Origin of the sequence: Hymenobacter aquaticus (assembly GCF_004765605.1) — a bacterium.
GTDB lineage: Bacteria > Bacteroidota > Bacteroidia > Cytophagales > Hymenobacteraceae > Hymenobacter > Hymenobacter aquaticus.
The window spans coordinates 64765-78610 of record NZ_SRLC01000003.1 but is presented as its reverse complement, the minus strand read 5'-3'; the positions used below and the strand labels follow the sequence as shown (position 1 = coordinate 78610).

The 13846-nt window shown below is 59.3% G+C and carries 15 protein-coding genes; 6 read left to right on the top strand and 9 right to left on the bottom strand.

Translation table 11 applies throughout. The features are described from left to right. Nucleotides 1–32: 32 nt before the first annotated feature. The 3 genes from gldD to mutY all read right to left on the bottom strand — a co-directional run bounded on the left by gldD (nucleotide 33) and on the right by mutY (nucleotide 2360). Nucleotides 33–629, bottom strand: coding sequence for a gliding motility lipoprotein GldD (gene gldD, locus E5K00_RS20130; protein WP_135465115.1), 597 nt, complete (start codon nucleotides 627–629; stop codon nucleotides 33–35). A 163-nt stretch (nucleotides 630–792) separates the two neighbouring features. Then, nucleotides 793–1224, bottom strand: coding sequence for a single-stranded DNA-binding protein (locus tag E5K00_RS20125; protein ID WP_135465114.1), 432 nt, complete (start codon nucleotides 1222–1224; stop codon nucleotides 793–795). A 95-nt stretch (nucleotides 1225–1319) separates the two neighbouring features. Then, nucleotides 1320–2360, bottom strand: coding sequence for an A/G-specific adenine glycosylase (gene mutY / locus E5K00_RS20120; protein ID WP_245328367.1), 1041 nt, complete (start codon nucleotides 2358–2360; stop codon nucleotides 1320–1322). A gap of 93 nt (nucleotides 2361–2453) precedes the next feature. Here mutY and E5K00_RS20115 point away from each other — a divergent pair, with 93 nt between their 5' ends. The 3 genes from E5K00_RS20115 (at nucleotide 2454) to E5K00_RS20105 (ending at nucleotide 5823) form a co-directional block, all read left to right on the top strand. Next, nucleotides 2454–2912 carry an HU family DNA-binding protein gene (locus tag E5K00_RS20115; RefSeq protein WP_262710100.1) on the top strand — a complete coding sequence of 153 codons (459 nt, stop codon included), beginning with the start codon at nucleotides 2454–2456 and terminating at the stop codon, nucleotides 2910–2912. 113 nt (nucleotides 2913–3025) lie between these two features. Then, the gene (locus E5K00_RS20110) at nucleotides 3026–3886 is read left to right on the top strand and encodes a tetratricopeptide repeat protein (RefSeq protein WP_167856967.1); all 861 of its coding nucleotides are present in this window, start codon (nucleotides 3026–3028) and stop codon (nucleotides 3884–3886) included. 326 nt (nucleotides 3887–4212) lie between these two features. Next, nucleotides 4213–5823, top strand: coding sequence for an Rne/Rng family ribonuclease (locus E5K00_RS20105; RefSeq protein WP_167856966.1), 1611 nt, complete (start codon nucleotides 4213–4215; stop codon nucleotides 5821–5823). Nucleotides 5824–6001: 178 nt separating this feature from the next. Here the strand turns inward: E5K00_RS20105 and E5K00_RS20100 are convergent, their stop codons facing one another. Next, a complete protein-coding gene (locus E5K00_RS20100) occupies nucleotides 6002–6697 on the bottom strand; it encodes a porin family protein (RefSeq protein WP_135465111.1) in 696 nt (231 codons plus the stop codon). Nucleotides 6698–6781: 84 nt separating this feature from the next. Here E5K00_RS20100 and gldB point away from each other — a divergent pair, with 84 nt between their 5' ends. Then, nucleotides 6782–7798: a gliding motility lipoprotein GldB gene (gene gldB, locus E5K00_RS20095; protein WP_245328366.1), complete on the top strand. Its 1017-nt coding sequence runs from the start codon at nucleotides 6782–6784 to the stop codon at nucleotides 7796–7798. Nucleotides 7799–7903: 105 nt separating this feature from the next. Further along, nucleotides 7904–9106, top strand: a complete 1203-nt coding sequence (locus tag E5K00_RS20090) for a glycosyltransferase family 4 protein (RefSeq protein WP_135465110.1) — start codon at nucleotides 7904–7906, stop codon at nucleotides 9104–9106. A 50-nt stretch (nucleotides 9107–9156) separates the two neighbouring features. On the opposite strand, the gene nth is transcribed toward E5K00_RS20090, so the two are convergent. From nth to E5K00_RS20065, 5 genes are all read right to left on the bottom strand, one after another. After that, a complete protein-coding gene (nth, locus tag E5K00_RS20085; protein WP_135465109.1) occupies nucleotides 9157–9846 on the bottom strand; it encodes an endonuclease III in 690 nt (229 codons plus the stop codon). A 163-nt stretch (nucleotides 9847–10009) separates the two neighbouring features. Beyond that, a complete protein-coding gene (locus E5K00_RS20080) occupies nucleotides 10010–10240 on the bottom strand; it encodes an anti-sigma factor (protein ID WP_135465108.1) in 231 nt (76 codons plus the stop codon). Then, nucleotides 10179–10814 carry an RNA polymerase sigma factor gene (locus tag E5K00_RS20075; protein ID WP_135465107.1) on the bottom strand — a complete coding sequence of 212 codons (636 nt, stop codon included), beginning with the start codon at nucleotides 10812–10814 and terminating at the stop codon, nucleotides 10179–10181. Before E5K00_RS20075 ends, E5K00_RS20080 begins: the two co-directional genes overlap by 62 nt. Nucleotides 10815–11125: 311 nt before the next feature. Further along, on the bottom strand, nucleotides 11126–11701 hold the full coding sequence (locus E5K00_RS20070; RefSeq protein ID WP_135465106.1) for a DUF6799 domain-containing protein: 576 nt from the start codon (nucleotides 11699–11701) through the stop codon (nucleotides 11126–11128). 81 nt (nucleotides 11702–11782) lie between these two features. Then, the gene (locus tag E5K00_RS20065) at nucleotides 11783–12214 is read right to left on the bottom strand and encodes a hypothetical protein (protein WP_135465105.1); all 432 of its coding nucleotides are present in this window, start codon (nucleotides 12212–12214) and stop codon (nucleotides 11783–11785) included. Between the two features lie 259 nt (nucleotides 12215–12473). Here E5K00_RS20065 and E5K00_RS20060 point away from each other — a divergent pair, with 259 nt between their 5' ends. Then, nucleotides 12474–13775, top strand: a complete 1302-nt coding sequence (locus tag E5K00_RS20060) for an MFS transporter (protein ID WP_135465104.1) — start codon at nucleotides 12474–12476, stop codon at nucleotides 13773–13775. Nucleotides 13776–13846 lie beyond the last annotated feature (71 nt).

Sequence of the window (13846 nt, the reverse complement as noted above, 5' to 3'; positions counted from 1 at the left end):
CTGTTAAATGTTAATTGATAAATGTTAAATGACTACTTGAATTTCAGGGTGTTGAGCAGGTGTGCCACGTCCTTCTTTACGTAGTCGATAACCGGGGCCAGCGAGTCGTTGGCCGTAGCCGTACGAAAATACAGGGCCCCGCGGAAGAAGTGGGTGGTACTGTCGGTGGTGTAAAACTGGAACTGGCTCGGCACTTCCCCCGACAACTCGAAAACCGCCGCCCGCAGGCCGCTGGGCATCTTAATCACGCTTTCGTCAATAGCGGAGGCCTTGATCTGGTGCTTGGCCGTGAGCTTGCGGGCGTCTTCCAGGAGCTTGTTGAACAGCTTCTGGTCGTGCCTGATAGGCATGTAGGTAATCTGGACGTTGGCCTGCAGCTTGGGGTAGTAGATGTTAATCCAGTGCGGCTGGGCTAGATACGACGAGTCGCGCAACACCTTGGCCTGCCGCGAGTACTCGAAGGCATACGGATGGCCGGGGCCGAGCGGCTGGTAAGCTGCGGCGGGTAAGTCGATGCGGTTATAGCCCTTGGGCTTGGGCGTATAATCGGCCGGCGACGAGCAGGCCGACAGCAGGAGCCCAAAGGCCAAAACAGCGCTCAGACTGCGCAGGAGGGAAGAATCAGGCATGGAGCGCAAGGCATGTTTACTGTTTCCAAAGGTAACCAGAATCGGCTACGCGGGCAGGTGGCCGGAATGCTAGGGCAAAGCCTACTACTGCCGGCCGTAGCAACCAACGCAAAAAGCCCCGGCGACGTGCCGGGGCTTCACAAAAACCGCTCTTAACGGGCCCTTAGAAAGGCAACTGGTCAATTTCGGGCTCCTGGCGAAAGGTCTGGACTTCGGCGGGCTGCTCGTGGCCCTGGCCATTGCCGGCCTGACCATCACCTTGCGGCCGGCCGCCAAGCATGGAAATCTCATCCGCCACGATTTCGGTAATGTAGCGGGTCTGATTGTCCTTGTCCTGATACTGCCGGGTGCGCAGCTTGCCCTCCACGTAGATCTGCTGACCCTTTTTGAGGTACTTCTCCGCCATTTCGGCCAGACCGCGCCAGGCCGTGATGTTATGCCATTCGGTCCGCTCCACGCGTGTGCCGGATTTGTCTTTGTAGTAGTCGTTTGTGGCCAGGGTGAAGTGGGCCACGCTCGAGCCGCCTTCCAAATGCCGCACCTCGGGGTCTTTGCCCAGGTTGCCTACCAGAATTACTTTGTTGATGCCAGCCATTGCTTGGTTATTAAGTAGTTGAAGGGTGTGGATAGAATATCTTTACCTCTTATAAAAATAGACAATCCTGATTATATAACCAAATATTTTAGTTTTTATTTCCATGATTTGTCAATGTAATTAGCAATTAGCACCGGCTTAGGCAAATCGTGGGCTTGCTCAAGGGTAAAGGGCGCCAGCCCGGACGCGGCCAGAGCAGCCGCTGGCAAGGGTTGCGTCAGCTGCACCGGGTGAAAACGGGCCTCTACTTTCTGGTGGCTCAGCACGTGCCGCAAGGCCAGCACTGGTTCTTCCGCCCGGCTCGTATCGATAGTGCCACCCAGGGCCGTTACGGCAGCAGCTAAATCCAGGGCGGGCAGCTCGGCGGCTTCGGTTTCGGTCAGGGCAAAGTCGTAAAGGCCCTGCCAGATGTCCTTGGCGCCGCGCTTTTTCAGATACAGCGTGTCGTCGTGGCGCAACACCAGGTAATGAAAGTAGCGGGTGCGGCTGGCCTTGGCCTTGCTCTTCACCGGCAGCTCCTGCACCATGCCGTGCTGAAAGGCGTAGCACTGGCTCTGCAGCGGGCAAAACAGGCAGTCGGGCTTCACGGGTGTGCACTGAATGGCCCCAAACTCCATGATGGCCTGGTTGAACTCGTCGGGAGCCGCGGCCGGAATCAGCGTGTCGGCCAGGGCCTGGAACTCCTTGCGCGTGGCCGGCGCGGCTATATCGGAGGTGATGCCGAACACCCGGGACAACACCCGGTACACGTTGCCGTCGAGCACGGCCACTTTCTCGCCGAAGGCAAAGGAGGCAATGGCCGCCGCCGTGTACTGCCCCACGCCCCGCAGCTTGAGCAGCTCATTGTAGGTGTCGGGAAACACGCCCGCGTACTCGCGCACGACCTGCTGGGCCGTGTGGTGCATGTTGCGGGCCCGGGAATAGTAGCCCAGCCCCTGCCAGTGCCGCAGCACCTCATCCTCGGGCGCGGCGGCTAAGTCGTGCACCGTGGGATAGGTCGTGATGAAGTCGAGATAGTAGGGCAGGCCTTGCTTAACCCGGGTTTGCTGCAGAATAACCTCTGAGAGCCAGATGGCATACGGGTTGCGGGTGTGGCGCCAGGGCAGGTCGCGGCGGTGCCGTGGGTACCATTCCAAGAGTGCCTGGGCAAAATAGGGGTGAGCCGGAGCGAGAACAGAAAGAGGCAAAGATTTGATATATAGAGGTTTGAAGAAGAAATGGCACCCTAAATGGATTGTGGAAAAAGTATTGCAAAACCAAAAAAGGGGGCTACCTTTGTGGCCCGATTTCTTAAGCGAACAGCCTACCGGGCAAGGGCTTACGTTTTGAACCGGGAGATTTTGCCCAGCATACATTTTTCACACCTTAGTACACATACCAGCGTGACTAAAGCAGAAGTAATCGCCGAAATCGCCGACAAGACCGGCATTGAGAAGACCGACGTATCGGCTACCGTTGAAGCATTTTTCAAAGTGGTAAAGGATTCGATGGCCGACGGCAACAACATTTACGTGCGTGGCTTCGGTAGCTTCGTAAACAAAAAGCGGGCAAAGAAAGTCGCCCGTAACATCTCAAAAAACACTTCGATCATCATCGACGAGCACTTCATTCCGAGCTTCAAGCCGTCGAAGACCTTCATCGGTAAGATCAAAAACAGCAAGAAGATCAAAGAGACGGCTCAGGCCTAATTTTCTTTCTTCGTAACATTGTCGGCCGAGCCGCCGGGGATTCCACGTTTGGGAGCCCGGCGGCCTGCTTTTTCCACATGGCTTCACGTCCTTCTTCGCATCAGCTTCTTGTTTTGGCCGTCGCCCTGGCGCTGGTGGCCGGCTTGTTTTTGCTGCCCAAGGGAATCGTAAAGCCCAAGGAAGGCAAAAAGGAGCTCAGCCAGCAGGACGCGGCCCGCACGGCCAACCGCGACAACGGGGCGGCGGCTCCCTCCACGGCTTCCGTGGAAGGCGGAATGCCGGCCGGCGCTACCCCAGAGCAGCCGCACATGGCGGTAGCGCCGGAGCAGCGCCGCGAAATCAACGGCTTGCTGGCCAAGTACTCGGCTGAAAATGAGTTGGGTGCCAAGCTGCGGCTGGCCACCGATCTGGCCGCCAAGTACCGGGCCGTCGAGAAGTTCGATAGCGCCGGCTACTACCTCGAGCAGGTGGCTATGACCCGGCCCGGCGAACAGACGTTGCAGCGCGCCGCCGATGCGTATTACGAAGCCTTCAGCTTTGCTACGACCGAGGAGCGGGCCAAGTCGTTGGGTGCCAAAACCCGGGAGCTGTACGAGCGGGTGTTGAAAAACAACCCCGACAACCTCAAGGCCAAAACCAACCTGGGTATGGCCCTGATGGCCAGCGACAACCCCGTGGCGGGCGTAAGCCTGCTGCGCGAAGTACTGGCCGCTGACCCCAAAAACGAGGAGGCTATCTACAACCTGGGTATCCTCTCGCTCAGGAGCAATCAGAACGACAAAGCGGTAGAGCGGTTCCGGGAACTGACGGTGGTAAATCCCCAGAATGCCAACGGACAATTCTACTTGGGTGTATCTTTGGCCCTGACCGGCGCCAAGGAGGATGCCCGCAAGGCCTTCACCAAGGCCAAAAGCTTGAGCACGGACCCCGGCTTCACGGCTTCGGTGGACGAGCAATTGCAGAAATTGAATTAAGTTTTTTTACAACCCTAACCTCATCAACATGCCCTGCGGTAAAAAGAGAAAGCGTCATAAGATTGCCACTCACAAGCGGAAGAAGCGTCTGCGCAAGAACCGTCACAAGAAGAAGTAGGCCCTTCCCGGGTTTGCTGGCGGCCGGTTAATTGCGTTAACCAAGAAGGCCGTCTATCTCTCACGTAGAGTATCTCGAGAGTGGCTAAAAGTTCGCTTTTCCCGTGGCTAAGAAGGGAAGCTGGTGCCTCGTGCACCGGCTTCCCTTTGCCGGTTTCGGGGGATACGGCTGCGGCTGATTTCGGTGCTCACTTAACTTATCTGACCCATTGAGTAACGAATTAGTCATTAATTCTACTCAGGAAGGAGAACGGATTGCCCTGCTCCAGGATAAGCGGCTCATTGAATACCACTTTGACCGCAACGACACCAACTACTCGGTTGGTGACATCTTCCTGGGCACGGTCAAGAAAGTTATGCCCGGTCTGAACGCCGCGTTCATCGACATCGGGTATCAAAAAGACGCGTTTCTGCACTACGGCGACCTGGGGGAGAATTTCCCCTCGCTGCTAAAGTGGAGCAGAGGCGTACAATCGCAGAAAATTACCGTCGGGGCGCTTAAGAACTTCCAGTTCGACGGGCAGCTCGACAAAGTCGGCAAGGCCGCCGACGTCTTCAAGAAGGGCCAGCAGCTGCTGGTTCAGATTGTGAAGGAGCCGATTTCGACCAAGGGGCCGCGCCTGAGCATGGATATTTCCATGGCGGGCCGCTACCTGGTGCTGGTTCCTTTTTCGAATACGATTAGCGTATCCAAAAAAATAGTCAGCAAGACGGAGCGGGAGCGGCTCAAGCGGCTCATTGCCTCCATCAAGCCCGACAATTTCGGCGTAATCATCCGCACCGTGGCCGAAGGCCGGGAGGTGGCTGAGCTCGACCGGGATATGCAGAGCATGACGGCCAACTGGGAACAGCTCTTCCAATCCTTGCGCGCGGCCAAGCCGAACGACAAGGTGCTGGGCGAGCTGGGCCGCACCAGCTCGATGCTGCGCGATATGCTCAACGAAAGCTTCGACTCCATTACCGTGGATTCGGCGCCGATGTATGAGGAGATGCGCAGCTACCTCCAGAAAATTGCGCCCGACAAGCTCGGCCTGCTCAAGCTCCACACCGGCAAGGTGAAAGTGTTTGAGCATGTGGGCATTGAAAAGCAGCTCAAAACGCTGTTTGGCAAGACCGTAACGGTTCCCGGCGGCGGCTATTTGGTGATTGAACACACCGAGGCCCTGCACGTTATCGACGTCAACTCGGGCAACAAGAGCAACCAGGAAAGTGACCAGGAGGCTACGGCCCTCATGATCAACATGCTGGCGGCCAAGGAGGTAGCGCGGCAGCTGCGCCTGCGCGACATGGGGGGCATCATCGTCGTCGATTTTATCGACATGAAGAGCCCCGAGAGTCGTAAAAAGGTGGAGGATGCCGTGAAGGACATCATGAAGAACGACAAAGCGCGCTTCACGATTCTGCCCATTACCAAGTTCGGGCTGCTGCAGATTACGCGGCAGCGCGTGCGCCCCGCCGAGAACATCGTGACCGGTGAAGTGTGCCCCACGTGTGGCGGCACGGGCAAGATTTCGGCCTCTATCCTCGTAACGGACGAAATCGACAACAGCATTGAGGACCTGCTGGTTACCCAAAACCAGTCGGGCATCACGCTGTACGTGCACCCCTTCCTGCACGCTTATTACACCAAGGGATTGGTGTCGAAGCAGATGAAGTGGTATTTGAAGTATTATAAGTGGGTCAAGATCATGAAGGATACGTCCTTGGGCCTGACCGACTACCGCATCGAGGATGAGCGGGGCGAGGAAATTGAAATACATTCCCCCGCCGCCGCCATGAGCCGCCTCCAGGACCGGGAGGTGGAAGAAATTACTGATTGACGGTTTTTCTGCGAAAACCTTCCTGATAAGAAGAAAGCCCTTGCTGCTCGGAATGAGTAGCAAGGGCTTTTTCGGTTAATGTGCTCAGGTGCTCAGGTGGGTAATGTGCTAAAGGTGGAGAATGCGGGAACGATGACACCCGCATTAGCACATCAGCCCATTCTGACGCATTAGCACCTTAAAACTTGAGTCCGAGGTCGAGGGCTATTTCGTTGTTTTTGAGGCTGACATCCTGAAAACCCCGGTCCTTGTCGAAGTATTTGTCGATGTTGACCAGGCCGCGGTGATAGGAAAGGCCGCCGAAAATCTTGGTGCTCTGGCCCAGCTGGTACTCTACGCCCCCCCCGATGAGGGCCGACAAATCCGGGATGATAACGTGTTTGGAGGCGGTGGTTTCGGTGTTGCCGTTGCTGGGGTCCTGGTACCGCTTCTCGCCGTTGATGCGGGTGGCAATGACGCCGCCGGCCGTGCCGCCGAGTTGGAAATACAGCTTGGTATCGGTGGCAATGTCGTTGGTAAACAGCTTCACCGTCACGGGCACTTCCAGGTACTGCAGGGCAATTTTCTGCTCCCGCCGCACGCTGGGAGTCGTGGAGGTAGAGTTCGGGTCCCGGTCGAGGTAGCTGATGGTGCCGCCTTTGCTGGTGAGCCAGACCCCGGAGCTGAAGGCGTAGTTCTGGCCGAAGAAGTAGTCGACCACCAGGCCGCCCCCGAGGCTGAGCTTGCTCTTTTCGTTCTGAAAGTTCAGATTGGAAGGCGAATCAGCGCGCAGATACGTAATGGAAGGAGACAGTTTGAGGCCGATTTCAACCTGGGCCGAAGCCGTGCCGGCCGAGGCACCCAGAACCAACGCTGCGAGAAGCAATTTTTTCATGAGAATGGGAAAAGAGTCAGGCTTTAGACGAAAGTCAGCCACGCGGCGTTTCGTTTTGGCTATTTTCGCCCTAAAGATAGAAGCGTGACTTACATTCCTGCCTCCCTGCGCCTTTTGCTGACCGGCTTGCTGAGCACCGTGGTGCTGCTGAGCGGCTGCACGTCCACCGAAACCTGCCAGCCCGACCCGGAAGTGGCCAAGGTGCCCGTGACGGTGCAGCTGCAGCGACTGGAGCAGCCCTTCTTCCAGATCCGGAACGTGGCCCAGGCCCAGCAGTTTCTGCAGCAGCAGCCGGCCTTTGCCACCTATTTTCTGGGCCGCAAGCAGTTTCCTTCGGAGGATATTCTGGCCGAAAAACTGGTCAGCCTAGCTACCAACCAAGGCTTGCAGAAGCTGGGCCGGGAATCGGCGGCCGAGTTCAAGGATCAGGCGCTGCAAGCTGAGCTGAAGCAGCTGTTTCAGCACGTGCGCTACTATTTCCCGGCGTTTCCGGTGCCGCCCGTCAAGACCTTCGTGAGCGGGCTGAGTCAGGACCTGTTTGTGAACGACAGCCTGATGGTGCTGGGCCTCGACTTTTTTGCCGGCTCCAAAGCCAGCTACCGGCCCAACGTGCCCGAGTACATTCTGCGCCGCTACGAACCCGCCTATCTGATTCCCACGGCGGCCCTGGCTATTTCCAGCAAGTACAACCAGAAGAAGCTCACCGACCAGACCATGCTCAGCGAGATGGTGCAGTTTGGCAAGTCCTTGTACTTCGCCGAAAAGGTGCTGCCCTGCACGCCCGATACGCTGCTGGTGGGCTTCACCAACAACGAGCTGGCCAACCTGCAGTATAACGAAGGCAAGGTGTGGGCCCACTTCATCGAGAAAAACCTGCTTTACAACACCAGCCCGTTCACCATCCAGAAGTACATCGGGGAGCGGCCCAACGTGCCCGAAATCGACAAAACCTGCCCCGGCCGGGTAGGGGCCTGGGTGGGCTGGCAGATCGTGCGCAAGTACATGGCCGACCACCCCAACGTGACGCTGGCCCAGCTCATGGCCCAGCAAGACCCGCAGCGGATCCTGAACGAGTCGCGCTACCGGCCGAAGCGGAAATAATTGGTAGTTAATAAGTAGGACTACAGCCCAGCTTCCGGCATTTCGTGCTTTCAGGAGTAGGAGCAAATTCCTAATTCTTAATTCCTAATTCTTAATTAACGAGCCGTGCACATTGCCGTTTTCAGCCAGTACCACACCAATCCTGACTGTCCGGCAACGAGCCGCCACTACTCTTTGCTGGCCCACCTGGCCCAGTCGCACCGCGTCACCCTGATTACGACCCGCACCTGGGAAACGCAGCGCCTGACGCAGCAGTACCCCTGGCTGCCGGCGGGCGTGGAAATGCGGGCCGCCGAGGTGCCCTACGAAAACAAGATGGGCGTCGCCCGGCGGGTGTTGTCGTTTGGGCAATACGCGGCCTACGCCGTGCGGGAAGGCCTGAAGCTGGAGCGGCCCGACGTCATCTGGGGCATCTCCACGCCGCTGACGGCTGCCTGGGCCGCCGCGCAGGTCGCGAAGCGCCGCCAGATTCCCTGGGTGTTTGAGGTGCAGGACCTGTGGCCGTCGTTTCCTATTGCCATGGGCGCCGTGCCCACGCGCTGGGCCCAGAATCGGCTGTTTGCCCTGGAAAAAAGCCTGTACCAGAGTGCCCGCCACATCCTGCCGCTGTCTCCGGACATGACCCGCTACGTGGAGAACTTGGGCGTAGCTGGTGAGAAAATTACCACGGTCCTCAACGGCACCGACCTGGACCTGGCGGCCCGGGCGACTCCGGAAGCCGTGGAAAAGCTGCGGACGGAGCAAGGATTGGCCGGCAAGCAGGTTATCCTCTACGCCGGTACCTTCGGCCGGGCCAACGACATTCCGACGCTGGTCGCCGCCGCCGAGCAGCTGGCCCTCGTCAGGCCCGAGGTGGTGTGGCTGTTCATGGGGCTGGGTTTTTACGAGCCGCTGGTCCGGGCGGCGGCGGGGCGTTGTGCCAGCATCCGGGTGGTAGTGCCCCAGCCCCGGCACGCGGTTTTTGCCTGGTTCCGGCTGGCCGACGTCTCCGTGGTTTCTTTCCTGAACCTGCCGGTGCTAGATGCCAACTCCCCCGCCAAGTTCTACGACAGCCTGGCCGTGGGCACGCCGGTCGTCGTGACTAATCGGGGCTGGACTAAGCAGCTGGTAGAAGAGCACGGCTGTGGCTGGTACGCCCCGGCCGGCGACGCCGAAGCCCTGCGCAACAAGCTCCTCGAAGTGCTGGCTCAACCCAATGTGCTCCGCGAAGCCGGGCGCCGGGGGCAAGCCGTAGCCACCGCGGACTTCGACCGCCAGCAGATTGCCCGCACCATCCAGACTATTCTGGAAGAAAGCGCAAGAGTTTAAACTGTAGAGAACTGGTTTTGTACTAGGTTGTACTAATTGAGCACTGATATTCAGATTTCCACGTTATTTTCCGGGCTCTTTGCTTCGGCATTCGGCTTGCCAAAATGCGTGGCGTAGTACTTGCAAAAGCCCTTTAGCGGGCAAATAGCGCACTTTGGCGTCCGGGCTACGCACACGTAGCGGCCGTGCAGAATCAGCCAGTGGTGGGCCTTCGGGATCAGCGCCTCTGGTATATACCGCACCAGCTCCTTTTCCACGGCCAGTGGCGTCGTGGCTTTCTGCGGCACCAGCCCCAGCCGGTGCGACACCCGGAACACGTGTGTATCGACGGCCATAGCCGGCTGGTTGTAAATCACCGAGACGACGACGTTAGCCGTTTTGCGCCCCACGCCCGGTAGGCGCTGTAGCTCTTCGATGGAGCTGGGTACTTCCGAGTTAAATTCCTCGACCAGCAGCCGGCCCAGCCCCGCCAGGTGCTTGGCCTTGTTGTTAGGGTAGGAAACGCTGCGGATAAACGGAAAAATCTCCTCGGCCGAGGCCAAAGCCAGATGCGCCGGCGTGGGAAACTGCTCGAGCAGCGCGGGCATAATCTGGTTGACGCGCTTATCGGTGCACTGGGCGCTGAGCACCACGGCCACGATCAGCTCGTAGGGGTTGCCGTAGTGCAGCTCCGTTTTGGGCTCGGGAAAGTGCGTGGTAAAGTAGTTCAGAAAGTGGCGGAACCGCTCGGGCTTGCGCATGGCAGAAGGCAAAGAGACGCTGGAGAAGCGGCAAAATACGGCCAAAAAAAGTCATCCTGAGCGTGGCCCGAACCGCCCACCGCTGGCCTGGCTGCCACTAAGGGCAAGCCGGGCAGGCCGCAAGGGTTCTTGCACGCTCAGGATGACAGTTGTAGTGTACGCTTTACCCAGCCTTGAGAAAGGTGCGGGAGTACTGCAAAATCGAATCGGTGGTACGCGGGCTGGGGGCACTTTTCAGGCCGTCCAGGCAGCGCTGGGCCAGTAGGAGGTCGGCGCACACAGTAGCCAGTTCGGCGTCGTGGAGCAGGGCCTGCTCTATCTCCTGGTGCTCATTAGCCGGCAATTCGTTGTATACGTACCGGAGCAGTTTCTCGTGGGTAAAGGTTTTGATCATAGAAAACGGGTTGTGCGGCCATCTTCTTCCGCAGGTTGATCAGCGCGTAACGCATACGCCCCAGCGCTGTATTGATGCTCACCCCGGTTGCATCCGCAATTTCCTGAAAGCTCATGTCGCCGTAATGACGCATGATGAGCACTTCTTTCTGTACGGCGGGCAGCTCCTGAATCAGCTCGCGAAGACGGGCGTGGGTTTCCTCTCGGGTGATGGTTGCCTCGGCTCCCTCTTCTGCCAACGACAACGAGTTGAACGCATGACTTGTTGTATCAAGGTTCAATAAAGGGCTACGTTTTTCGCGACGGAAAAAGTCGATGGCCAGATTGTGGGCAATCCGGCAGATCCAGGAGGAGAACTTACCTTCCTCGTTGTAGCGCCCACTCTTCATGGTGTGGATAGCTTTGATGAAAGTATCCTGCAGCAAATCTTCGGCTACGTCCTCATCGCGCACAATCAGCATGATGGTGGTGAAAACGCGGCTTTTGTGCCGATCTAACAATAAAGCAAAGGCATCTTCCTTACCGGCGATGTAAAGGGATATGAGAGCGGAATCGCTCGGCTGCATGGTGTCCATAAAGGCTACGGGTTAGAGGAACGTAGAGCTTTAGGCCATAGAGTGCAGTTGCCGGTGAGAATGAGAACGTTTCTGAAGGAGAGATGAAGTTTCCAAATGTAGAAAACGCCGACCCCATTCGCAATGCGTAGTTGCTTCGAAAGCAAAATAATTTCTAATTTTTATAATAATCTACTCAATAAGTACTATCAACTATTTAGTATTGAGGCAGAAGGCTGCAAAATTTAAGGGCCCTTATTTCGTTCGCGCGCAAATCTAGCCCAACAAAAAAGCCCGCCTAGGTGGGCTTGCATACAGGCTGGCTTCCGGGCTCAGCGCCGTAGTTGGGAATCAATTTCCTGCAGCTGGCGGTCGAGCGGGGCCGCGCTGGCATTGGAGCCTACCGCGGCGGCGGTGCGCTGGGCCAGACGGTCGGCGAGCTGCTGGAGCAGCGCCAGACGCTGCTCGGTGCGGCGCAACTCGGTGGCCAGGCGCTGGGGCACCAGGGCCTGCGCGGGGCCGGGCAGGCGGGTTTCGGTAGGCTGCCCCGTCACCTGCCGGGCCCGCTGCTCAATGGCCGGGGCCGACATCATGTCATCCGTGAAATTGACGACTACGCCCTGCATATTCACGGCCTTGCCCTCGGGCAGCATCTGGCGGGAGCCGTCTTTGCCAATCATAATGCCGTCGGGGCGCACCACCAGGCCGTTGTCCATCGTGACGGGGGCCGACAGGCGGGTGCTCTGCCCGGCCTGTAGCCGCAGCGTGACGCCGCCGCGCCGCACGACGCCATCCTTGAGGGCCGCCGTCTGCGTGGCGGCGGCCGGGGCCGTTGTTTGGGCCAGGGCGGGAGCGGCGGTCAGCGTTAGGCCACCGAAGGCGAAGCAGGCGAGGACGAGGTAGCGCATGGCGGGAAGAGGTTGGCAGGGGTGAGGCGAAGGGCGGGCGGCCGATCTGCTTTCCTGCTGACGCGCTTTGCCGGGTGAAGGTTACGCGTTGGTTTCGTGGGCGCGGCGGCGGGCCAGCCACTCGGCCGCCGCCCCTTCGTCGCTGAAGAGGCGTACGTGGCAGTCGGCGCTGGAAACCAGCGGGGCGCCGTTTTCCTGGTCGACGTTGCTCAGGTGGGCCGGCGACATGAGAAAGGCCAGGTACACGCGCCCGCCGAGCAAGTTCGCCAGCCGGGGCAGAAACGCGGACAAGACCCACTCCGTGGACTCCTCGGTGATGGTGCCGCGGCGGCGCAGATCGAGCAGCCAGTAGCGCACCCGCTGGGGGGCGGCGACCCGGAGCGTGGCCTCGTAGCCCTGCCGCACTTCCTCGCCGCTCACTTGCCGCAGCCAGCGGCCTAACAGCGTACCCAGGTCTTCGCGCAGGGTCAGCTCCACGAAGTCGGCAACGGTAGTAACGGTAGGTACGGACATCGGCGGAGAGGGGGATTAGCGCGGGGTAAGGAGCACCAGGGCAGGCTAGTAAGATAGATATTTTGGCCCTGATTCCAAAGCGGGGCCGCGGCATTCGGCCGCACGAGAGCCACCGAGGCCGGCGGCGCTGAACTGTTGGGCGCAGAGGCGGTTGTAGGAACCGGCGCTGCCGGCTGCCCCGGGCCTTTGGTAAGCAGAACCGTGCCGGCGGCCCGGCTTTCGGCTTACCTTTGCGCCTTGCTATTCTGTTTGCTACCGTATGTCTGCTGATACTGCCCTGACTCCCCACGACCCCTACGCCGCGCTGCGGATTCCTGATTTTCGCCGGCTGATTTCGGCCCGGGTGTGCTTTACGGTGGCTACCCGGGTGCAGGGGCTGGTCGTGGCCTGGCAGATTTTTAGGCTCACTAACGACCCGCTGGCCCTGGGCTTTATCGGGCTGGCCGAGGCGCTGCCCAGCATTGGCGTGTCGCTCTACGCGGGGCACGTGGCCGACTCGGTGAAGCGCAAGAACATCATCATGGTGACCGTGACGGTGCTGCTGCTGTGCGCGGCGGCGCTGTGGGCCCTGGCTTCGCCGGCGGGGCTGCCGCTGCTGGCCAAAGGTGCGCTTTACACGCTGCCGCTCTACGTGGTCATCTTCATCAGTGGCATTGCCCGGGGCTTTCTGGGGCCGGCCTTGTTTTCGTTTATGCCCCAGCTGCTGCCCAGCCGCGAAAAGCTGGCCAACGCCATTACCTGGAACAGCACCACCTACCAGGCTTCGGCCGTGCTGGGCCCCGCCATTGGCGGCTACCTGGTGGCCCATCTGGGCGTGGCCAATTCCTACGCCGTGGCGGCGGTGCTGCTGCTGCTGGCCGTAGTGCAGTTTGCCGGCATTGCCTCCCGGCCCCTGCCCGCGCGGGAAGGCGAAAAGCTGAGCTTGCAGGAAAGCGTGCTGAGCGGCCTGAAGTTTATTTTCAGCAACCAACTGGTGCTGGCGGCCCTGGCCCTGGATATGTTTGCCGTGCTCTTCGGGGGGGCCGTGGCCCTGCTGCCCGTGTTTGCCGTCGATATTCTGCACGTGGGGGCGGCGGGCCTGGGCCACCTGGAGGCGGCCCCCGCCGTGGGCTCGGTGCTGATGGCCGTGGTGCTGACGTATTTCCCCCTGAAGCGCCACGCCGGCCGCAAGCTGCTGTGGGCCGTGGCCGGCTTCGGGGCCGCTACCATTGCCTTTGCCTTGTCCACCAACTTCTGGCTGTCGTTGGGGCTGCTGTTTCTCACCGGCGTGTTCGACTCGGTGTCGGTGATTGTGCGCTCCACCCTGATTCACACCTACACCCCGGAGTACATGAAAGGCCGGGTGTCGGCCGTGAACAACATCTTTATCGGGTCGAGCAACGAAATCGGAGCCTTCGAGTCGGGGGCGGCGGCCAAGCTGCTGGGCGTGGTGCGCTCGGTGGTATTCGGCGGCATCATGACCATCGTGGTGGTGCTCGTTACCACCTGGCGGGCCGATAAGCTGCGCAGCCTGGATATGACCCCGAAAAAGCCGGAACCCGCCCCCGAGCCGGTGGCGTAGGCCCAAATTATGTAGCATAAGTGGGCTAAGAGAGAGTAGGGAAAACGCTATATAGTGTAGCTTTGCCCCCG